At 41.5% G+C, this 21,703-nt stretch carries 20 protein-coding genes; 8 read left to right on the forward strand and 12 right to left on the reverse strand.

What is annotated here, in order from left to right; genetic code table 11:
- Positions 1–15: 15 nt before the first annotated feature.
- On the reverse strand, positions 16–1,467 hold the full coding sequence (locus CLV32_RS12155; protein ID WP_133555885.1) for a DUF4270 domain-containing protein: 1,452 nt from the start codon (positions 1,465–1,467) through the stop codon (positions 16–18).
- 20 nt (positions 1,468–1,487) lie between these two features.
- A complete protein-coding gene (locus tag CLV32_RS12160; protein WP_243732299.1) occupies positions 1,488–2,312 on the reverse strand; it encodes a glycogen/starch synthase in 825 nt (274 codons plus the stop codon).
- A gap of 151 nt (positions 2,313–2,463) precedes the next feature.
- Between CLV32_RS12160 and panC the strand changes: the two genes are divergently transcribed.
- The 3 genes from panC (at position 2,464) to CLV32_RS12175 (ending at position 4,954) form a co-directional block, all read left to right on the forward strand.
- Positions 2,464–3,303, forward strand: a complete 840-nt coding sequence (gene panC, locus CLV32_RS12165) for a pantoate--beta-alanine ligase (RefSeq protein ID WP_133555889.1) — start codon at positions 2,464–2,466, stop codon at positions 3,301–3,303.
- Between the two features lie 44 nt (positions 3,304–3,347).
- Complete coding sequence (gene panD, locus CLV32_RS12170) at positions 3,348–3,698, forward strand: aspartate 1-decarboxylase (protein ID WP_133555892.1); 351 nt, start codon at positions 3,348–3,350, stop codon at positions 3,696–3,698.
- 116 nt (positions 3,699–3,814) lie between these two features.
- A complete protein-coding gene (locus CLV32_RS12175) occupies positions 3,815–4,954 on the forward strand; it encodes an acyl-CoA dehydrogenase (protein WP_133555894.1) in 1,140 nt (379 codons plus the stop codon).
- Positions 4,955–4,994: 40 nt separating this feature from the next.
- Here the strand turns inward: CLV32_RS12175 and CLV32_RS12180 are convergent, their stop codons facing one another.
- Positions 4,995–5,345, reverse strand: coding sequence for a phage holin family protein (locus CLV32_RS12180; RefSeq protein WP_133555896.1), 351 nt, complete (start codon positions 5,343–5,345; stop codon positions 4,995–4,997).
- A 17-nt stretch (positions 5,346–5,362) separates the two neighbouring features.
- Between CLV32_RS12180 and CLV32_RS12185 the strand changes: the two genes are divergently transcribed.
- Entirely contained in the window at positions 5,363–5,797 is a 435-nt protein-coding gene (locus CLV32_RS12185; RefSeq protein WP_133555898.1) for a hypothetical protein, read from the forward strand.
- Here the strand turns inward: CLV32_RS12185 and CLV32_RS12190 are convergent.
- The gene (locus CLV32_RS12190) at positions 5,783–6,625 is read right to left on the reverse strand and encodes a hypothetical protein (RefSeq protein ID WP_133555900.1); all 843 of its coding nucleotides are present in this window, start codon (positions 6,623–6,625) and stop codon (positions 5,783–5,785) included. The genes CLV32_RS12185 and CLV32_RS12190 overlap by 15 nt on opposite strands.
- 490 nt (positions 6,626–7,115) lie before the next feature.
- Here CLV32_RS12190 and rimP point away from each other — a divergent pair, with 490 nt between their 5' ends.
- The 3 genes from rimP to infB all read left to right on the forward strand — a co-directional run bounded on the left by rimP (position 7,116) and on the right by infB (position 12,006).
- Positions 7,116–7,580: a ribosome assembly cofactor RimP gene (gene rimP / locus CLV32_RS12195; protein WP_133555902.1), complete on the forward strand. Its 465-nt coding sequence runs from the start codon at positions 7,116–7,118 to the stop codon at positions 7,578–7,580.
- 2 nt (positions 7,581–7,582) lie between these two features.
- Entirely contained in the window at positions 7,583–8,818 is a 1,236-nt protein-coding gene (nusA, locus tag CLV32_RS12200; RefSeq protein WP_133555904.1) for a transcription termination factor NusA, read from the forward strand.
- A gap of 149 nt (positions 8,819–8,967) precedes the next feature.
- Positions 8,968–12,006: a translation initiation factor IF-2 gene (gene infB, locus CLV32_RS12205; protein WP_133555905.1), complete on the forward strand. Its 3,039-nt coding sequence runs from the start codon at positions 8,968–8,970 to the stop codon at positions 12,004–12,006.
- A gap of 82 nt (positions 12,007–12,088) precedes the next feature.
- Here infB and CLV32_RS12210 read toward each other — a convergent pair whose 3' ends face one another.
- The 7 genes from CLV32_RS12210 to CLV32_RS12240 form a co-directional block, all read right to left on the reverse strand.
- A complete protein-coding gene (locus tag CLV32_RS12210) occupies positions 12,089–13,162 on the reverse strand; it encodes an acyltransferase family protein (RefSeq protein ID WP_133555907.1) in 1,074 nt (357 codons plus the stop codon).
- The gene (locus CLV32_RS12215) at positions 13,162–14,175 is read right to left on the reverse strand and encodes a hypothetical protein (RefSeq protein WP_133555909.1); all 1,014 of its coding nucleotides are present in this window, start codon (positions 14,173–14,175) and stop codon (positions 13,162–13,164) included. The genes CLV32_RS12210 and CLV32_RS12215 overlap by 1 nt, the downstream gene beginning before the upstream one ends.
- Before the next feature lie 27 nt (positions 14,176–14,202).
- Complete coding sequence (locus tag CLV32_RS12220) at positions 14,203–14,940, reverse strand: glycosyltransferase family 2 protein (RefSeq protein ID WP_133555911.1); 738 nt, start codon at positions 14,938–14,940, stop codon at positions 14,203–14,205.
- Positions 14,941–14,948: 8 nt separating this feature from the next.
- Entirely contained in the window at positions 14,949–15,866 is a 918-nt protein-coding gene (locus tag CLV32_RS12225) for a glycosyltransferase family 2 protein (protein WP_133555913.1), read from the reverse strand.
- 1 nt (position 15,867) lies between these two features.
- Positions 15,868–17,697 carry an ABC transporter ATP-binding protein gene (locus CLV32_RS12230; RefSeq protein WP_133555915.1) on the reverse strand — a complete coding sequence of 610 codons (1,830 nt, stop codon included), beginning with the start codon at positions 17,695–17,697 and terminating at the stop codon, positions 15,868–15,870.
- A 74-nt stretch (positions 17,698–17,771) separates the two neighbouring features.
- Positions 17,772–18,584: a DUF5672 family protein gene (locus CLV32_RS12235; RefSeq protein WP_133555917.1), complete on the reverse strand. Its 813-nt coding sequence runs from the start codon at positions 18,582–18,584 to the stop codon at positions 17,772–17,774.
- 38 nt (positions 18,585–18,622) lie between these two features.
- Complete coding sequence (locus CLV32_RS12240) at positions 18,623–19,330, reverse strand: glycosyltransferase (RefSeq protein ID WP_133555919.1); 708 nt, start codon at positions 19,328–19,330, stop codon at positions 18,623–18,625.
- A gap of 121 nt (positions 19,331–19,451) precedes the next feature.
- On the opposite strand from CLV32_RS12240, the gene CLV32_RS12245 reads away from it, so the two are divergent.
- The gene (locus tag CLV32_RS12245) at positions 19,452–20,642 is read left to right on the forward strand and encodes a glycosyltransferase family 87 protein (protein ID WP_133555921.1); all 1,191 of its coding nucleotides are present in this window, start codon (positions 19,452–19,454) and stop codon (positions 20,640–20,642) included.
- A 10-nt stretch (positions 20,643–20,652) separates the two neighbouring features.
- Here CLV32_RS12245 and CLV32_RS12250 read toward each other — a convergent pair whose 3' ends face one another.
- Positions 20,653–21,699: a glycosyltransferase family 4 protein gene (locus CLV32_RS12250; protein ID WP_133555923.1), complete on the reverse strand. Its 1,047-nt coding sequence runs from the start codon at positions 21,697–21,699 to the stop codon at positions 20,653–20,655.
- Between the last annotated feature and the right edge of the window lie 4 nt (positions 21,700–21,703).

The raw sequence follows: 21,703 nt of genomic DNA on the forward strand, positions 1-21,703 counted from the left end.
AGTAAAATTAATTCACTAATTAATCTTAGTGTAGTAAATATTTAGTTTAACCTTATTGGTCGCATTTCCGAAAGCACCAATTACGGATCGATCAGCAGAAGTAACCGGAGGCTGAAGGTAGGTTGTTGAAGACGGCAGAATACTCGTTGATGAGGCGCCGATATAAGTGCCATAATCCACGGTCTTCCCATCTAATAAACTCTGCAGGTAGCTTGTTATGACGAACGTGTAATTCTTATTGGTTGCATCGTAACCACCACCAAAATTAGAGAGATAGTTTGGATTTGCTACCGATGTTGTTGGTGCCTGGTTATCAAGGATGTTTACCCGCGCGCCGGCAAGATCTGTTGTGTACAGAGCCAGAACTGTTGCCGGATAAAATGGGGCAATATCAGTGCCTGAGCTTAGATCTAAAACGAGTTCAGCTTTATTGATCACAACTTTACCACCCAGATTCTTAATGAAACTGGCCAGGTAAGGGAAACTTATTTTGTTCCTCACTCCAGTAAGACCCTGGATATAGGTTGACTGGTATTGTACTGTTGGCGTACTTAATTGTTTGGCAATATCAGTACCTGTGTAATTATGACTCACTGTAGCTGCAACAGGCGCTGTCGAAGATGAGATTGGGAAACTGGCAAGAACAGTATCAACAACAGTTGCGGTAGTCGAATTCTGACGTTTGAAATAAACTTCCAGTTGAGAAGTTCCACCAGAGAAATTGAAATACATGATGCCGCCTTTACCTGTCGACTTACTTTTATTCAGACTCAGGTGCAACCCCTTAAAGTTATTGGTGAAAGTTGCATTATTAATCAGCGATGCTGTACCCAGATTCACAATATTGTTTTGAATGAATGCCTTGTCAAGTTTAACGCGAATCTGCGCAGGTACAGCTACTAATGTGTCTATACCGCCAGATACTATAGCCGTAACTTTGAATGGAGTATTTGGTTTAACCGAGCCGGTATAATTTCCGAATACACCATCAGGATATCCTGAAAGCGTAGTATTGTACGCAAAACTTTTGTCGGTCTTGAAAGCTGCTGCACCAGCATCAGTAATGTCAGATTTTAATTGATGTACATCGATGCTATAGGTCGATGTTGAGTCGCCATAAAAACCCGAAGTCGCATAAGGGAGTACTAATATGGCAGAATCTACCACTGCATTTGTACCGAAATCATACGCTGCTGAAGACGGCAATCCAACCGACATAGCTATTGATGCTTCAGAAGTTCCGAATGTTGGATCGGTTATGTAACCAAAAGGGTAAGTTGTTAGTCCGGCAGATGTTGCTGGTTGATCAGCTACAGTTCTTGTTGTTACCGTAACTGAGTCAATCAGTTTGCCTTGAATAGCAGTTGCGGGGTCAAGATCTAAACCAATTGTGCTTGAGTTTTTGCAGGAAGCAAAAATAAAAAGACTTATCAACAGGGTTAATAAGTCTAGTCTTTTAAATTTCATATGTTATTAATAATACCAGTTTAAGCTATAGAAATCAATTCTTCGTCCGAGATCTCTTCATATAATGAATAGAAGTTCTCGAAATTTTCGGTTAAATTAAAAGCTAAAGTTGGCTTATTGGAATCTTTAACAAATTTTAACACATCATCACTGATGTTTTCGTCTGCTAAAACAACGGCGTCAGAGTAAGTAATTGCACCGATGTGCATCGTACTGCAGTTTGCATTTTCGAACATTTTAGTGTCGTCAGCAGTCATCGCGTTCATTACGGCTTTCTTGTGCAGATCTGCATTCAGGGTTTCTGAAAAGCAATCCTCATACACGGAATAAACAACCTTTGAGTTTTTAAAAGTAGGGTCGTTTTTGTAAGAAGTTTTAATGTAAGCAGGTACAAGTGAAGTCATCCAGCCATGGCAATGTATGATATCTGGAGCCCAACCTAATTTTTTAACAGTCTCTAATGCGCCTTTGCAGAAGAAAATAGTCCTTTCATCATTATCCTCGTAAAACTTATTTTCCTTGTCTCTGAAAACATATTTACGGTGAAAATAATCTTCATTATCCAAAAAGTAAACCTGCATACGTGCGGCAGGAATTGAAGCAACTTTAATGATTAATGGATTGTCGTTGTCGTCAATTACAATGTTCATCCCCGATAAGCGGATAACTTCGTGTAATCTATTCCTTCTCTCATTAATGTTTCCGAATTTAGGCATCAGGATGCGGATTTCAAATCCTTTATCTTGCATCGCCTGTGGTAATTGACGGGTAATTTCTGAAATTTTGGTGAGTTCGAGGAAAGGCGACATCTCGTGTGTAACAATCAGTAGCTTCGTTTTTGCCATCTCCATATTCGTAAATAAAATTATGTTAAAGAAAAGATAATCAAGGGGCAAAGATAAGCAAAATTATAACATTTATCAATATCTTGCGCAAGATGTTTTGTTGGGAATAGATAAATACCCAACTTTGGGGCAGTAAACTTTATACGTTAGATTGAAAGTTATAAACACGATAGCGGCATTACAGATGCTGCTCAAACCGGTTAAATCCGCTGCGCAGAAAATTGCATTGGTGCCAACTATGGGCGCACTGCATAAGGGACATATTTCTTTGCTCGAACTTGCCCAGCAGAAAGCCGATGTGGTAGTCTGCAGCATCTTTGTAAACCCCACCCAATTTACAGATCCAAAAGATCTGGAAAAATATCCCCGACCACTTGAGCACGATATTCAGATGCTTGAGGCTGCTGGTTGTGATATCGTATTCATGCCAGCAGTAGCTGAAATGTACCCGACACCCGAAACTTGGCATATAGATCTTGGTCCGGCTGAGTTCCTGCTTGAAGGGGCATTCAGAAAAGGACATTATCAGGGAGTAACGCAAATTGTAAAAAAACTATTTGATGCCGTAGATCCTGATATCGCTTGCTTCGGACAAAAAGACTTTCAGCAAATCCTCATGATCCGCCAGATGGTAGCACACTTCGACTTAAAACTCGAGATCCTCTCATGTCCTATCATACGTGAGGATGATGGGTTGGCTATGAGCTCCAGAAATATTCACCTTTCTGCGGCCGACCGGCAGCATGCGTTAATTTTAAGCAAGGCCTTAAATTATGTGCATGAAAATTTCGACACTAAACCGATCGCAGAATTGCTGATTGATGCAGAAACGATGATTTCTGCTACTCCCGGTGTTGAACTGGATTATTTCACGATTGCGAATGGAGAAACTTTACTGCCTGAGTCGGATAAAAACGCTCAAAACATTGTTGCACTCGTTGCCGCGAAGGTGGGACAGACCAGGCTGATCGACAACATCTTGTTGAGCTGAACTTTTTTACAATAATCAGTTAAAACTTTACCTAACTTTGCCAAATGATTATCGAGATCTTAAAATCGAAAATACACCGCGTTAGAGTAACGCAGGCAGAATTGAACTATGTGGGTAGCATTACCATTGATGAAGATCTGATGGATGCCGCACAAATCATTGCTAATGAGAAAGTTCAAATCGTAAATAATAATAATGGCGAACGCTTTGAAACCTATGTGATCAAAGGTGAAAGAGGCACAGGAACAGTTTGTCTGAACGGTGCTACTGCACGGAAAGTTCAGGTTGGCGATATTCTGATCATCATGTCTTATGGTTCTCTTCCAATAGAAGAAGCAAAAGCGTACCATCCAATTCTGGTATTCCCAGACGATAATAACCACCTCTTGAAGTAATTTAACGTACTCAGTTTAGCTGCAGGGAAGTTATTCTATAAAATTGCTATGCATCCATAGTATTTCCAATCAGAAATACTAAATTTGGCAAAACGGATTTTATAGATACTTATATTATGCAATTTCAACTAAGTGAAGAACAATTGATGATCCAGCAGGCTGCGCGTGATTTCGCACAGACCGAATTGAAGCCTGGTGTAATTGAGCGCGATGAACATCAGAAGTTCCCTGCAGAACAGGTTAAGAAACTCGGTGAACTGGGTTTTCTGGGTATGATGGTGAACGAAAAATACAATGGAAGCGGACTTGATGCGCTTTCCTATGTATTGGTAATGGAGGAGCTATCCAAAATTGATGCCTCAGCGTCCGTGGTTGTTTCTGTAAATAATTCTTTGGTATGTTACGGTTTAGAGGCCTATGGTACCGAAGCCCAAAAAGAAAAATACCTGAAACCTTTGGCTTCCGGTCAGCAGATCGGCGCTTTCTGTTTATCAGAGCCTGAAGCTGGTTCTGATGCAACATCACAACAAACAACAGCTGAAGATAAAGGCGATTACTACCTGCTTAATGGAACTAAGAACTGGATTACCAACGGCAGCACAGCCTCTACTTATCTTGTTATTGCGCAAACAGACAAATCACTTAAACACAGGGGAATCAACGCTTTTATTGTAGAAAAGGGTACACCCGGTTTTACTATAGGGCCGAAAGAAAATAAACTCGGTATCCGCGGATCAGACACACACTCATTGATGTTTAACGATGTGAAGGTACCTAAGGAAAATCGTATCGGTGAAGACGGTTTTGGATTCAAATTCGCGATGAAGACGCTTGAAGGCGGGCGTATCGGAATTGCAGCACAAGCACTTGGAATTGCTGCTGGTGCCTATGAAATTGCACTTGCCTACGCGCAACAACGTAAATCATTCGGCAAAGCTATTGCAGAGCATCAGGCTATAGCCTTTAAGCTGGCCGATATGGCTACACAGATTGAAGCAGCCAGGATGCTGGTGTACAAGGCCGCATGGCTTAAAGACCAAGGCTTGCCCTATACGCTTGCGGGCTCTATGGCAAAATTATATGCTTCTAAAGTCGCAATGGACGTAACTGTTGAAGCTGTTCAGATTCATGGCGGATACGGTTTTGTAAAAGAATATCATGTAGAAAGGTTAATGCGCGATGCTAAAATCACACAAATCTATGAAGGTACTTCAGAGATCCAGAAGATGGTAATCTCTAGAGAGGTCCTTAAATAAAATTTAACGGGTGCATATTTATTAAATGCACCCGTTACTTCTAACGGTCTTCCGGCGATCCGGCAATCGCATTAAATAGTGCCTTGATTAATGCCACAACAATTGCCAGGAATGCTGCTGCCCAGAATCCCGTTGTAGAAAACCCGCTCATCAGGTTATCAACCAATAAAATCATCAACACGGTAATGATAAAGGAAACCAGTCCGAGGGTTAGAAAATTAATCGGGAAGGTCAGGATCCGCAGAATAAATCCGATCGTTGCATTTGCAAGCGCAATAAGGATGGCCGCAATGATAGCCGTTCCGTAGCCGTCTATGTGTACGCCGGGAACCAGTCTTGCGCCGAGAAATACCGCTAGGCCCATCAATAAAATTTCGATAATCAATCTCATAATGTTTAATTTTGTTTATGCTTAGTAATCTGAAGAAATATGTGTGTCTCCTTGCTATATCATATAGCTTGTCTTCTTGTTTCTCAGCAAATAATAAGCCGGTTTTAATCAAGTTTTCTTCTGACAGTACTGCGATCGTTGTAACTAACATTGATCAGGACGGACTTTATCAACTTAAAAGTGATACGACCACGGACTCTTTAAAGAATCAGTTAATCTCTGTTGTACAGACTCCTTCGGAATCCGACAGTACGATTATGGAAACCCCGATAGCAGGGCGAGTGTTGGTAACGGACAGTTCGGTCGTATTTATGCCGGAACACGCCTTTGTTAAAGGTCGCGATTATCTGGTCAGCACTTACCTGAACAGCCGCTTTGCCGGTGTTGGAAATGTGCTGAAAGGGCGGATGAATTATGCGGTAAAACCCTCAGAACAGTTATTGCACAGGTAATTGCTGTATGGGGAAACCTTGATGTTCCTTGCTCCAGAATACTGTATTAGTGACTGACGAACCCTCTTCCAGTTCTGTGGTAACCCGCTCATGTACTACCTCTGCAAATACACCATCATGCATTGCGGCATAGGCAAATGCTGCAGGTGAAAAATCCAGGTTGTTCAAGTCAATATACCTGTCAACATTTTTCTTGAAATAATTAAGCCCAACAGCAACTATGCATAACGTCCCTGGAAATAGCTCGACATTAAATTCCTGCGCGGAAACAACTTCATCAAAAAAGGAAATCTCAATCCGTATAGCATCCATTTTCTTAAAATATCCGCCGTTCAGGTCAATCTGTATGGGTTGGATATAGAGTTCACAAAATAGGGCATCGTTCGGAAAGCTCAAGTTTTTTCCAGGTGTGATATTTGGTACACTGATGATGAGCTGGTCTTCATTTTTACTGTAACCGGGCAAGTCCCATAGATTTTCTTTTAGCAAAGAATTGCTGTTCAGGTCCATGCCCTCTAATCTTTTGAAGTGCGTGTTCGTAAAATTAAAAGTTTTAGTTGGCTTATTATAGCATTGCAAAAGTACAGACAGAAGTTCTTTGTTGAGTCGGTTCATCAGACCAGTATCCTGAACTCCTACCGGTTTCATCATTGTTCGGAGCACTCTGGCAAAAGAAGCTACGCCGCCGAAAAAGCTGGCACTTTTTTTTGTCTCTTCTGTTTGCCTTACTTTTTCTGCTTTTGTACTTACTACGCTACCCTTTTTAGTTTTTTTAAAGATAAATGGACCCAATAATCCACGTAAGTGCTTTCCGTCAAATTTTGCCATGGTAATGTGTTTTACATGCTCTATTTAGTTAATTATGAGATCAATATACGTATTTTTTAGTTCGGGTACAAGTTTTATTAAATCCATACTGATTGCTATATGACTCCAGGGTAAGTCCACGTTTTTTATATAAATCGGTGGACTCACTGTGGACTTACTGTGGACTCAGTGTGGACCTGCATAAATTTCGCCTGCCAGAATTATCCGTCAGATTTCCCCGCGTAGTTCCCTTATAGGGCTTTGTGCGTTTTTCGTGGATTTTCAACCAACTGTAACTGCAGATTTCCCTTTATATCAATTCTGTTCGCGTATTTACTGTATAGTGGGATAAATTTGGTCTCCCTTACTTAAACCGTAACACAATCAGTGTCTTCTGATCATAACTTCTCGGGCATCATTTTTAATTTTCAAAAATAATTTGTAGATTTGCAGTGTAATAGCGGTTAGGAGGGGACAGATGTCCCCTCTTTGCTTTTATTCTCATTTGGTTATGCAGGTAGAAAATAGAGTAAAGGAGTTAATTGAAGAAAAGATCTCGGATAGGCCGGAATTGTTTTTGGTGGAAGTAAAAATGCTGCCAAACAATAAACTTATTATTCACGTTGATGGTGATGAGGGCATTAGTATCCAGGATTGTGCAGCAATAAGCAGGCATGTTGGATTTCATCTCGAGGAAGAAAATACCATAGAAAAGGCTTATAACTTGGAGGTGTCTTCACCTGGTGTGGGCGAGCCTTTAAAGTTAACGCGTCAATACCGCAAGAATGTTGGTCGCGATCTGGGTATCAAACTGAAAGACGGGACACAAAAAGAAGGCAAATTGCTGTCGGTGGATGACAATGCTATTGTGATCCAGGAGAGTAAAAAAGAAAAGGGTAAAAAGGCAGAGCTGGTAGAAACCAGTCTGAATTTTGATCAGATAACAGAAACAAAGGTTTTAATTTCATTTAAATAAAAATGAGCAATATTAACTTAATCGATTCATTTCAGGAGTTTAAAGACTTCAAGAATATCGACCGTCCTACAGTGATTAGTGTCCTGGAAGAGGTATTTCGCAGTATGTTGCGTAAAAAATATGGTACTGATGAGAACTGCGACGTAATTGTCAACCCGGATAACGGGGATTTGGAGATCTGGCGTACAAGAACAGTAATGGAAGATGGTTTCTCTGAGGATGATGATCTGGAGATTGAATTGGCAGAAGCCAAAAAAATCGATCCTGATCTGGAAGTTGGCGATGAGCACATCGAGCAGATTACTTTAGAGAGTTTTGGCCGCAGGGCAATCCTTGCTGCCCGTCAGACTTTAGTTTCCAAAGTATTGGAATTAGAGAAAGACGAGATCTTTAAAAAATACAAAGACAGAGTTGGAGAGATCGTTACCGGCGAAGTTTATCAGGTATGGAAAAAGGAAACTTTAGTACTTGATGATGAGGGCAACGAGCTGATGATGCCTAAAACAGAGCAGATCCCAGCTGATTATTTCAAAAAAGGGGATACCGTTCGTGCGGTAATTTCCAAAGTTGATATGGTTAACGCTACGCCTAAGATCATCATTTCAAGGATTGCCCCAGAGTTCTTACAACGTTTGTTCGAAATCGAGGTTCCTGAGATTTTTGACGGACTGATTACGATCAAGAAAATTGTTCGTGAGCCAGGAGAGCGTGCTAAAGTGGCTGTTGAATCTTATGACGACAGAATTGATCCTGTAGGTGCCTGTGTAGGTATGAAAGGATCACGTATCCACGGTATCGTTAGAGAATTGAAAAATGAGAACATTGATGTGATCAATTTCACAAACAATGTGTCTTTATATATAACACGTGCATTGAGCCCTGCTAAAATCACATCTATTAAATTAGATGATGTAACCAAGCATGCTTCGGTGTATCTGAAACCAGATCAGGTTTCTTTGGCTATCGGTAGAGGCGGACATAACATTAAATTGGCAGGTAAATTGACTGGCTATGAAATTGATGTATACCGCGAAGCTGGTGAAGAAGATGAAGATGTGGATATCGAAGAATTCTCGGATGAGATCGATAGCTGGATCATTGATGAGCTTAAAGCCATTGGATGTGATACAGCAAAAAGCGTACTTGCCTTGTCAATTGATGAGCTGGTAAAACGTACTGACCTGGAAGAAGAAACCATTAAAGAAGTGGTGAGTATCTTGCAGTCAGAATTTGAATAAGCGTATATTGAGTTGAACCTGATTAAAATATCATAGAGATTATGAAAATCACGGATGCATGTGGGATTTAAAAACAAATGACATACACATGAAATAAACAAGAATAAACGTTACTTTTGTATAAGAATTAAGAAAAAAATAGGATATCAATGTCAGACGACAAACCAATAATTTTATTTAAAGCAGTTAAGGAACTTAACGTCGGGATAGCTACGGCCGTAGAGTTTTTAGGGAAGAAAGGCTTTTCTGTGGAGAATAAACCCAATACTAAACTCTCAAGAGACATGTATGATGCATTGTTGAAAGAGTTTCAGGGAGATAAAATCGTAAAAGAGGAAGCCAATCAAATTGTAATAGGTAAAATTCGTCGTGATGAACCTGAAGTAACTGAGAGAGTTGCTGAAGCGCCTAGAAAAAACGTTGATTTTGAGAATGAAGGCATTCTGGTCAAAAACCTGAACGCACATTCTGCTCCTGTAGAAAAGGCAAAAGAAGAAGTGGTGGCTCCAAAGCCAGCACCTGCTGAGCCGGTGGCAGCACCTAAACAGGAAGAAGAAAAGGTTGAAGAAGGTGTTTTACCAGGCGTGAAAATCGTGGGTAAGATAGACCTGAACGATCTGAATAAAGGGCGTCATGTTAAAAAAGAGGAGCCTGCAGCTGCTCCAGTGGTACAGCAGGAAGCTACGCCTGCACCAGTAGTGGTAGAAGCTCCTAAACCAGCTCCTGCACCAGAACCTGTTGTAGAAAAAGCTCCGGTTGTTGAAGCTCCTGTAGCTGAAGCACCGAAACCGGTTGAAGAAGCACCAAAACCTGTTGTGCCTGCCCCAGCGGCTGTAACACCTCCGGTAACCGTGCCAATTACACCGGTAACTCCAGCTCCTGTAGCTGAAACGCCTAAAGTTGATAAACCTGAGGAAACTGAGGTTATCAAAGCACGTTCTGTAAAACTGTCAGGTCCAAACATTATTGGTAAAATTACTTTGCCGGTAACACCTGAACGTAAGTCATCTCCGGTAGCCTCTTCTGGCGAAAGTGCTGAAGCGAAACGTAAGCGTAAACGCAAAAAGACTCCTGGAATGCCAGGTCAGGGAAATCCTGGACAGAGTGCCCCTTCGGGAACACAAACGCCAGGTCAGGCTGCCCCAGCCAGACCAGCTGGTGCACCAACATTCACCAACCGTCCGGATTTCAGAAACAATACAAACAATACTGCCAACAGACCTAACTTCAGAAATGCCAAGCCGAACACGCCTGGAGGACCTAAGGAAGAGCCTACGGAAAAAGAAATACAAGATCAGATCAAAGCAACGCTTGCACGTTTAAGTGGTGCTGGTAAATCTGGTAAATTTGCACAGCGTGCTAAATTACGTCGTCAGAAACGTGACGATGTAGCCATGACAGCTGAAGAGGCTGCAATGGAGCATGAACTGCAATCCAAAGTACTTAAGGTTACTGAATTTGTAACGGCCAACGAATTGGCCAGCATGATGGATGTACCAGTTACCAAAATTATTGGTACCTGTATGAGCCTTGGTATGTTTGTTTCCATCAACCAGCGTCTGGATGCGGAAACGTTAACGATTGTTGCTGATGAGTTTGGTTACGAAATTCAATTCGTTAAACCAGATGATGAAAGCGATAGTATTATTGAGCAGGAAGATGATGCCGACGATTTGTTACCTCGTGCTCCTGTAGTAACCATTATGGGTCACGTCGATCACGGAAAGACCTCATTGCTGGATTATATCCGTAAAGCAAATGTGGTAGCTGGTGAAGCCGGGGGTATTACCCAGCACATTGGTGCCTATATGGTAACAACGCCAACAGGCAAACAGGTAACCTTCCTGGATACACCGGGTCACGAAGCCTTTACGGCGATGCGTGCAAGGGGTGCCAAGGTAGCCGATATTGCAATCATTGTTGTTGCAGCGGATGATGCGGTGATGCCTCAAACAAAAGAAGCCATCAACCACGCACAGGCTGCAGGTGTACCTTTGGTATTTGCCTTTACTAAAATTGACAAACCGGGTGCAAACTCTGATAAAATCCGCGAACAGCTGTCTATCATGAATATCCTGGTAGAGGATTGGGGTGGTAAATTCCAGTCGCAGGAAATCTCAGGTAAAAGCGGATTGAACGTTGATCTGTTATTAGAAAAAGTATTGCTTGAAGCTGAGTTATTAGACTTAAAAGCAAATCCTGATAAACGTGCTACAGGTAGCGTAATTGAGGCTACATTGGATAAAGGACGCGGTATTGTTACTACAGTACTTGTTCAGGCCGGTACATTAAGAGTAGGAGATCCTATCCTTGCCGGTAGCTACAGCGGACGTGTTAAGGCATTGTTCAATGAGCGTGGTCAGAAAGTAGAAGAAGCAGGTCCTTCGGTACCAGTACAGGTATTGGGTATGCAAGGCGCTCCAACAGCAGGTGATAAGTTCAATGCGATGGAGAATGAGGTTGAGGCCAGAGAGATTGCTAATAAACGTCTGCAGTTAATGCGTGAGCAGGGTCTGCGTACACAGAAACATATTACCCTTGATGAGATCGGTCGTCGTTTGGCTATCGGAAACTTCAAGGAACTGAACCTGATTGTGAAAGGTGACGTGGATGGATCAATTGAAGCCCTATCGGATTCATTATTGAAACTGTCTACTGAAGAGATCCAGATCAATATCATCAGTAAAGCGGTTGGTCAGATCTCAGAATCTGATGTATTGCTGGCTTCGGCATCTGATGCGATTATTATTGGTTTCCAGGTACGTCCTTCGCCAGGAGCGCGTAAGCTTGCAGAAGCGGAACAAATTGACATCCGTCTGTATTCCATCATCTACGATGCGATCAATGAGATCAAAGCGGCGATGGAAGGTATGCTTGCTCCAGAATTCGAAGAGAAAATCACGGCTAACGTGGAGATCCGCGATACCTTTAAAATTACTAAGGTGGGTACCATTGCAGGTTGTATGGTCCTTGACGGAACGATCACCCGTAATAGTAAGATTCGCATCGTAAGAGATGGTGTGGTTATCTACACTGGAGAGCTTGCTTCACTGAAACGTTATAAAGATGATGTGAAAGAAGTAACCAGAGGTTATGAGTGTGGATTGAATATCCAGAACTTCAATAACATTGAGGTTGGCGATATCGTTGAAGCCTACGAACAGGTTGAAGTAAAACGTAAGCTGTAAAATAAACAGCGTTAAAATATAAGGGGCTTAAGTGATAAACTTAAGCCCCTTTTTTTTGCGATATGTTTATGAGAAACGGTAACTATTGACCGATAACCCACCTGGCGCCTTTTGGTAATTTGCTTATCGCCAAGGCAAGAACATAGGCTCCGGCATACACGATGAAAAATCGGATAAACTGCAGTGCAACGAGAAACCAGATAGAGTCCTGTTCATTACTAATGCCCAATGGCTTAAAGATCAAAGGTAGCAGATAGAATACAAGAAGTTGATGTATAAGATAGATACCAAAAGTGGTTTGACGTGGTTTTAATCTTGAAATAAAGGGCAGATTTGCATATTTAAACAGGAAAACGAAGGCAACAAGAGAATAGATAATATTGGATAAACGCAAGGTATTGAACGGGTCATCCGGTATGCTATCCATTAAGTGGACACTTTCCCAGCATGCGGCGGTAAAGGTGAGGACTACAAGCAGCAGTATTGGCAATAACCTGATGCGGTTTATAAAGGCAACGAATTTATCATAGTGAACGTTGATCTTGAACCCAAGCCAAAGGTAGAATATGAAGCCGAGGAAGGCAATAGTATGAGCCGTAGGGAACCAGTGTACATATAGGTTAAGTGAGTACAATAAGGATAAGAGGCCCAATATAGCGCCAAAAATGTTTGAGTGGATATATTTACGGAATAAAAGTAAGGTACCGATACAGATCATAAAGTTCAGGATAAACCAGTATGCCGTAAACATGGTAATATGCACGATATTCTCAAAGAATACAGGAACAGGATTTGTAATAAGATCCGGATCTCCAAACTTGGCATACCGGACATACATATCCAGATAAGTAAGAAATAACATCATGAAACACCAGAATAACCAGGGCTTGAACGTATTGTCGAACCGGCGCTTCATGTACTCTTTGGAATTATAGGTTGCAAATTTATCTCCGATGAGGAAACCCGACAGTAAGAAGAAGATAATTGTTCCAAATTTAAACACTTGAAGACTGACCGTCTGGATGATCTGATCGTGCAGTATCGTGTAGTGTTTCCCCCAGAATAGGGTACTATGCTCCATTACAATACCAATCATGGATATGAAGCGTATGCTATCTATGAAATCGTAGTTTTTTTGTTTTTTTAATTCAGTCATTATTGGGTTTTTAAAAACAGGGCGGCAATATCGGCCTTAAAAGTTGTCTCTTCTTCGGCTAATTCCTGTTGATAGGGCTCAAAGGCTTTAATATGCTCATCGTAGTTGGACAAGCAATTCCTGATTAGGTTTATAATCTCCGGGATTTTATTTTGATCTTTTTCGAAGCGGTACAGTTCCGGGATAGGCATATCTTCTGCGTATTTTGCTGATCCGTCTTTACCGATAATCATACAGCATTTCATAATACAGGCTTCCCTTGGCATGCGTTCTTTTCCAGGATGGAATCCGAAGTCAACATAGACCTTACTCGTGTTCATGAGCTCTGCTACACCTGTGGGACTCAGGTTTTCTACAGCAACCCAATTGATATCGGGACTGGCATCCATGATCTGGTTTAAGAATTCACCGTTTTTTTTAGGGTTATATAATACCTGATTTTCTCTTTTCGTGTCAGGTTTAAACTTGTCGAAAAAAGACTGATTCATATAATCAGAAATCTTTCCTGCTATAGGAACATGGTTTTCCTTCAGAAAGCTTTCTGAAAAAAAGGAATGTCTGATGTTATAAACCGGCATTTTGCTGATGCGCCCGAGTGTTGGTAAAGGTGGGTATTTCGAGGGACTGAGAAACGACTTGATGCCGTAAAACTTTTTCTTGCTGATTCTTGCTTTCCAGGGCTCAAGGCACTCAAAGTAATAGGGTACACTTAGCCACCAGATTACTTTCTGCATCCTGGAGAATTCCTTTTGATATAGTGGCGGGAGGAAAGTCTCAGGCATTACAACTACATTCTTTTCTTGATTCTCTAGATGAGTGGTATAGGGAGCCTTATATATCTCGTATTGTGGATTCACGGGATTGGGTACATCATTGGGGACGTAATACATATAGGCATCAAACCCCTGCTTTATGAGGTGGTGGGTGAGTTGATGCAGCGCTTCTGGGCCTCCTGTTGCAATTTCAGCAGGGCAAAGGACGTAGATCTTTGCAGATTGAACTATATTAATCATTGGGGAATTTATTAACTGAGGGGAGTCTTATTCTTCGGTGTAATTTTTATATTCCTCAACAATATGTTGCAGGCCTGATTTTTCGTATTTTTCTAATTCCCGTTCCATATGTCCATATACTTTTGCATAATGCGGACCACAGGCATGCAAACAAAGCTCATTTTTGATTAAGCCTGATTTGAGTTTCAACCTGCGCAGCATGAGGTGGGATAAGAGTCCATCTTCACTCTGTTTCATATCCAGGTTGGTGAAGATAAAGCGGAGTCTTACTTTGTTATATTGCTTTTTCCGGAAACAAGCACACCAACCTCCGGTTGGGCCTTTTTCAATGATTTTATCTCCTCTAACATCATCGGTGTAATTTTCCTGAGGAGGTTTGGCGCCTTTTGTAAATTTATCCTGAATCACATTCAGCGCAATAAATCCATAATCGGGGAAGGCATTCATATAATCAACAAAGATATCGTCAAGTCCTTTCGGGAAGCTGAGCACATCATCATCTACGATAACCACATATTCTCCCTTGGCCATTCCAAACAACTTTTTATAAGCATTCAGTCCGTAGTTTTTCTTTCTGGTAACAACTTTCAGATTTTTTTGGCTGGCATATCTGGCCAATACATTTGGCGTATTATCTGTCGACCCATTATCCATAACAATAATTTCTGCATGTTCAGGGTGTGCTATAGCGGGGATCAGTGCCTCTAAGCATTTCTCAAGGAATTTATACCGGTTCCAGGTAAGTAAAACAAAGCTGATTTTCATAATAGTTTTTATTGTTTAAAAGCAAATTTCCTGATCCTGTTTAATCTGCTTAGCTGAGACTTATCTTTAGCGGTGAGATAAAAAAGGATGTTATAGTACTTCAGCATGAAGAAGAACAGTCCGAATCCGCGTTTTCCATCCTGATGTGCTTTTAAGTTTTTATATATGTATGTGATTTCTTCGGGGTTTTTCTTGTTGTCGAACGTTAAGCAATGCGCAATCCAGCGCAAATCGTAAAGTTCGGTTTTCGGATTAACAACCTTGTTCGATTGCCTGTCGAGCGAATCGGTAATTCCATCTGCGTGTTGTCTGTATCTTACGAGTACATCGGGAAGTACTTTAATCTTACCTACGGTAAGGGCCACAAAGGCAATCCACCAATCGTGGTAAAAGGCCTTGTTAAAAGGCAAAGCAAATTGGAGCAGGTCTTTTTTAATGAGCATCGCATGTCCGGCGATACAGTTTGCCATCAGGAAAGGAAGGTTGCTTTCGCCATCATAGACATGGTAATGATCGCTCATTTTTCTGTTGCCAATAAGTTGGTCATATTCATCGATAAATGCAGAATCATGGTAAACAAGGTCATAATTTCCGATGTGTCTGCTCATAATTTCCAGCTTATCTTCCATCCAAATGTCGTCCTGATCGCTCATGGCAATATATTGCCCGGTGCATAGTGTCAGCGCTTTTTCAAAGTTCTTGACAAAACCTAAATTGATTTGGTTCTCAAATACATGAATGAAGTTATGCGTTTTGGCATACTCCTGCAGGATACTGAGGGTGTCGTCCGTTGACCGATCGTCCACAACAATAATTTCCAGTGGTCGATAACTTTGATTAATGAGGCTCTCCATTTGTTTTTTCAAATGTAGTGCACCATTAAATGTACAAAGGGCAATAGAAATGAGCGGTTCAGCGGAGGTCATATTAATCCTGAAAGGTCTGCATATCTATTAAACGTTTATACAGTCCGTTTTGTATCAGCAGTTCCTGGTGTGTTCCTGTTTCCCTGATCTTACCCTGATCAATTACCACAATTTTATCCGCATGCTGGATGGTACTAAGGCGGTGCGCAATAACGATGGACGTTCTGTTTTTCATCAGATTATTGAGTGCTTCCTGCACCAGTTTTTCTGATTCTGTGTCCAGAGCGGAGGTTGCTTCATCGAGTAGCATGATTGGCGGGTTTGCCAATACCGCACGGGCGATACAGATCCGTTGACGCTGTCCGCCGGAGAGCCTGTTACCTCTGTCGCCAACAAATGTTTCGTATCCGTTTTCCTGATTTAATATAAACTCATGGGCATTGGCGATCTTTGCTGCTGCCTCTACTTCAGCCTTGGTTGCCTCAGGCTTCGCGAAAGCGATATTATTAAAGATGGTATCATTAAATAAAAAGGAATCCTGATTTACAGTACCCATTTCTGAGCGGATGCTTTCTGTCATCAGGTCTCTGTAATCGATACCGTCTATTTTCAGGCTTCCTGATTTGGGATCATGGAAACGCGGGATAAGATCCATAATGGTACTTTTACCACCACCAGACGGGCCCACGAGGGCAACGGTTTCTCCTTTTTTTATGGTCAGGTTGATGTCGTCCAATACCAACTTGGAGTCGTAACTGAAAGAAACATGTTCAAAGGTGAGTGACTGGTCAAAATGTTTCAACATAACTGCAGCAGGGGCGTCACTCAATGCCGGCTTGGTGTCAATCAGTTCAAGTACCCGCTCTCCGGCTGCGATGCCAGAATGGATGCCACTGAAAGCCTCTGTGATCGCTTTTGCCGGGCGCATCACCTGTGAAAAGACAGCAATATAAGTTATAAACTGTCCGGCGGTAAGTGCTCCGGGTTGCTGACTCAGGATTAATGATCCGCCATACCAGACAATGGAAGATACCATCATGATACCCAGGAATTCAGAAACAGGTGAACCCAACTGCTGCCTTCTGATCATTTTCCGGTTGATGTTGGAATAGCGTACGTTCTCTTCGTTGAACTTATTTTTGATACGCTCTGTTGCGTTAAATGCTTTAATAATTTTAATCCCGCTCAGCGCTTCGTCCAGAAATCCGATCATTTTAGCAAAAGATTCATGGGATTCTTTGGCTTGTTGCTTTAACCTTTTTACGATTTTACTGATGATAAACCCCGATACCGGGATCACCATTAGGGAGAAGAGGGTTAGCTTCAGGGATATGGAGAAAAGAATAAAAATATAGAAAATCAATGTTAAGGGTTCTTTAAATATGACCTGAAGTGTATTGGTTACCGTAAATTGGACGGTTTGCACATCTGCCGATACTTTGGAAATAATATCTCCTTTTCGCTCTGTGTTGAAAAATCCTACATGCATATTCATCACATTATTAAATACAGTTTTTCGCATATTCAATAAGGTATGTACACGGAGGTCTTCCATAAAACGCTGTGAAAAGTATCTGAATATATTAGATAAAAACACAGAGATCACGATGATGATACAGATATAGGTGAGCGTTTTTTCGGGGCCGTTAGTGGCAAAAGACTGAGATACAAATTCTCTGAACTTTCCTGTGATATCAAATACACTTTTCGCTGCAGCAGCGGCGCCGTTGGGGGCCTGCTTTTGATATTGCATCAGTGTTTCGAAGAGTGGCGACAGCAAAGTAAGGTTTAACGCTCCGAATCCAACGGCAAGAACAGTTGCAATAACATAAGGAATTGCAAACTTTTCTATAGGTTTTGCAAAGGACAGTAATCTGAAATAGGTTTTCATTAAAATAACTTAGCTGGCAAAGTTACACATTTTCAGACTTACCGGTAATGGACATTCCGATTGCTGTAGCCGAGTTAAAGAATGTAGCCTTGCTGTTTGAAGTAGGGCTTCCAGAATTCAATATTTTTATCCCATGCATGGCAGCCAAAAGGAAGGGTATTGTGGGTAAGCATAAAAGCACGATCGGGGGCTTTTTCAATGGAAAAGTAAACCGCCTGTTTGTAATTTGGAACCTTGATCTTTTTCTTCCTGCGGTTCATTTCTATGCACCAAAAGATATCTTCATTATAGTGGGGATGGGTCTGATCAATGTATTGGCTGATGAGTTTTACTTCGCGCAGACAAGCCTGATAGAAAATATCGACTTTGCGTAGAGAGAGGCCGCCGTTTCCGACCATCCAATTAAGTTGTCGACCGGCATCAGGTACGCCGTCTTTACCAATTGGGTTAAATCTTCTATGCCAGGAACTTCGGATAGCCTCCTTTAAAGTTTTAAAATAAGTAGGAAAAGGTTTTTCTCTGATCCAGGGCGCACCGATATAATCGAAATTCTGTTTACACCAAAAGGCAAGGGTATTCTGAAATACGAAGGCATCCAGTTGATAGATGAGCATATATTCATAATCCAGGAATTTTCCGTAAAAATCTGCAGAGAGCATCAGGTTGTTATATTGCTGGACATTTTGAAAATAGCTGTCTGCAAAGGATATACTGGATGTCGCAAAACTTAAAAGGGGTATTTTTTCCAGGTCTAAGTTTTCTGGTTTGATAACAATTACATCAAAATCAGCAGAAAGTATTCTTTTGCACTGTTCTACAGCTATGGCTTCCAGTTCTGATAACTCGGTTTTATAAACAGGGATAACTACAGCGCAGTTTTTTTTCATGGTATTGATTTTGTGAGCGTAAAGGGTTCCGGGATCTGTCATAGAAATTCTTGATTCTTTTTTGAGAGTTGAGACTTAACCATTCGGAACTTATACCTTAACCAGATTGCGAGTCCAAAATTATGACGGATCAGTTGACTTTTGTCTGCTTCGAAATTGGCATCCTTGCGAACTGCTGAAATGCCTGTGTCGTTATACCTTGCAATCGTATAATCATAATGTTTAAAGGTATATTTCGGATTGTGATAAAGTTGCATGTTTAATGCATAATCTGCGGCGATCGGGTAGCGGGTGTTATACTTATAGTTTTTGAATACAGCTGACGGATAAATAATTGATTGGTGAAAAATACCCGATTTGGCTTGTCTGTAAGGTTTAACTTCACCTGAATGCTTGGCTCCTTTATACAATACATTGGCATAATAAATAAGATCAGGCTGCGCAAGTACCTGCAGGAAAGTCGAAAAGTCGGGCAATAAAGTATCATCAGCCCCTAAAAAATAAACCCATGGCGTGTTAAGCTGTTCGAGTGCTTTGTTCATGGCGTCATAGATTCCTGCATCAGGTTCACTTATTGCATAGGCGAGTTTTGCTTTATTTTTAAGCATGATTTCTTGCGTGCCATCAGTACTTTCCCCATCTATGAGCAGAATCCGGATGTCGGGATTCGACTGGGAATAAATGCTATCCAGGCACTGTTGAAGTGTGGCGACGGCATTGTATGTAACGATAACAACTGAAATCATAGTCTGCAAGGGTATTAATCTGTAAAGCTACATATTTAGAATTTTATTAAGTTAAGCGTTAAGCGGAGCGGGCAAAAGACTGAAGTTATAATCAAAAAAAACCGTTATTTTGCACCAAATCATGGGCAAATTGGAAAGCAGTAAATTACAGGGGATCAAAAACTTTTTTTCTAAGGGTAAGGTTGTAATTGGGGTTTATATTGTACTCGCCCTTGTTGCGGCTCTGAAGCAATACTTGCATCATTCCTATAATAATTACCTGATTTTTAAGTATGTGTACGTTCATGTTGTGAATCTGCAGCCATTATTTGTGAATTCTCCTATGAATCCATATTTTGATTGCAATCATTACGGGCCGACGTTTTCGATTCTTATCGCCCCTTTTGCCATGATGCCAGATGCTATTGGTGTTTGTATATGGAACATAGCCAATGTGCTGGTTCTTTTGTGGGGTGTTTTTAGTTTGCCAATCAGTTACAATAAACGGGTGGTTATTGCCTGGATTTGTGCGCATGAGGCGTTAACTTCGCTGTTTAGTTATCAGTTCAATGTAGCATTAGCGGGCATGTTGCTGCTGATATTTTCGTACACCCTGCGGAATGAACATGTTAAATCTGCTTTTTTTATTGCGCTGGGTACTTTGGTGAAGTTATACGGCATCGTTGGATTAGCCTTCTTTTTCTTTACCGAAAAGAAAGGCCGTTTTATACTTGTCGGACTGGCCGCTTTTGCTGTATTATTTGCCCTTCCGATGCTTTTCTCTTCTCCGTCTTATATCGTTCAGTGTTATGCCGACTGGTATGAGTCGTTGGTTTCCAAAAACGCAAGTAATACTACGCTCGATTCCTTTCAGGACATCTCGCTGATGGGGATCATCAGACGAGTTAGCGGAGATGCGGGGATTTCAAATGGTCCGATGCTCCTTGCCGGCCTGACTTTGTTCGCTTTACCTTATATCCGGACAAATCAATATAAAGCACCAGGTTTTCGCTTGTTAATGCTGGCCTCTACCTTGATCTTCACAGTGATTTTTAGCAGCGGATCAGAATCACCAACTTATATTATAGCCTTTGCTGGTGTTGCGATCTGGTTTGTAAGTCAGCCAACCCCCAAGCGTGGATGGGTAATTACCCTGCTGGTTTTTGCTTTTTTGGTAACCAGTCTTTCGCCGACAGATATAATTCCCAGAGACGTCCGTTATTTTATCAGGATATACTCGTTGAAGGCATTGCCTTGTGCCATTGTCTGGTTTGTGATCATTTATCAGCTTATGCTTACAGAATTCCGTGAATCTGGACTAAAAGCAGCTTAAAGCAATATTGTTAGACCAAACTTTGATATACTTTCCAGTATTCCCGGGCGGTATTTATCCAATTGAATTTTTTGGCGTGGGCGATGATCGCCGCGGTGGGGTTTGTAGCTTCGTATTCGGCCATGCCGGCAGCAAATACCTGACGCATGGCTTCAGCTGTAAAGCTATTGAAATACCAGGCATGTTTGCCGCCTATTTCGGGCAAGCAGGTCGCCGTTGATAGAAATACAGGTTTGCCGAAAGTCATCGCTTCAATTACAGGGATTCCGAAACCTTCTGCTATTGATGGAAATACAAAAGCACGGCAATTTTTGTAATACCAGTACTTGTCTTCATTGCTTACGGCACCAAGGATTTTTACCTGATCAGCAACGCCATATTTTCTTGCTTCATCCATGATATTTTTGCTGTAATCACCATCTGCTTTGCCGGCAATGATGAGTTCCAGATGCTGATCTTTGATCAGGCAGGGTAGGACATGGAAATTCTTCTTTGCATTTACAGTACCTATGCTAAATAGAAAAGGCTGTTTAGGATGGTAAGTTGGCTTCTCGTAGTCTGGGAAGATGGCAACTTTGCAGCCATTGTAAATGACAGTGATCGGCTTGTTCACGTTAAGATGTTTCAATACATCGTTCTTCGTAAATTCGGAAATTGCTACAAGGTGATCGGCAAGGTCGATGTTGCGTTGGTGTTTTTTTAACCAGGCTGCTCTTTTGGCTTCAGATTTATCCTCATACAGGAAATTCAGATCATGAATGGTGAGCACACGTTTGATTTTTCTGCCTGAAGGCGGCATGTACCAGGATGTTTGGTGTGTTGCATGCCAGATATCCGCCTGTTTGGGCAGACTGGGGAATACAAACTTATGCAGGCTTTTCTGTGTTAGAAATTTGATGTCCGCAGGAAAATAGTGCTGGTCTTTTTTTTGGAGGTAAATGTCGATCTGGTCAGTATTACCTTTCGTTTCGAGCAAGGCCAGTCCGAGTTGCTGGCAATATTCAAATAAGCCGGTATAGGGATATTTCATCCGTTCGCAGTCTAGTATAACTTCCATATGT

The sequence above is a fragment of the Pedobacter duraquae genome, assembly GCF_004362245.1.
GTDB lineage: Bacteria > Bacteroidota > Bacteroidia > Sphingobacteriales > Sphingobacteriaceae > Pedobacter > Pedobacter duraquae.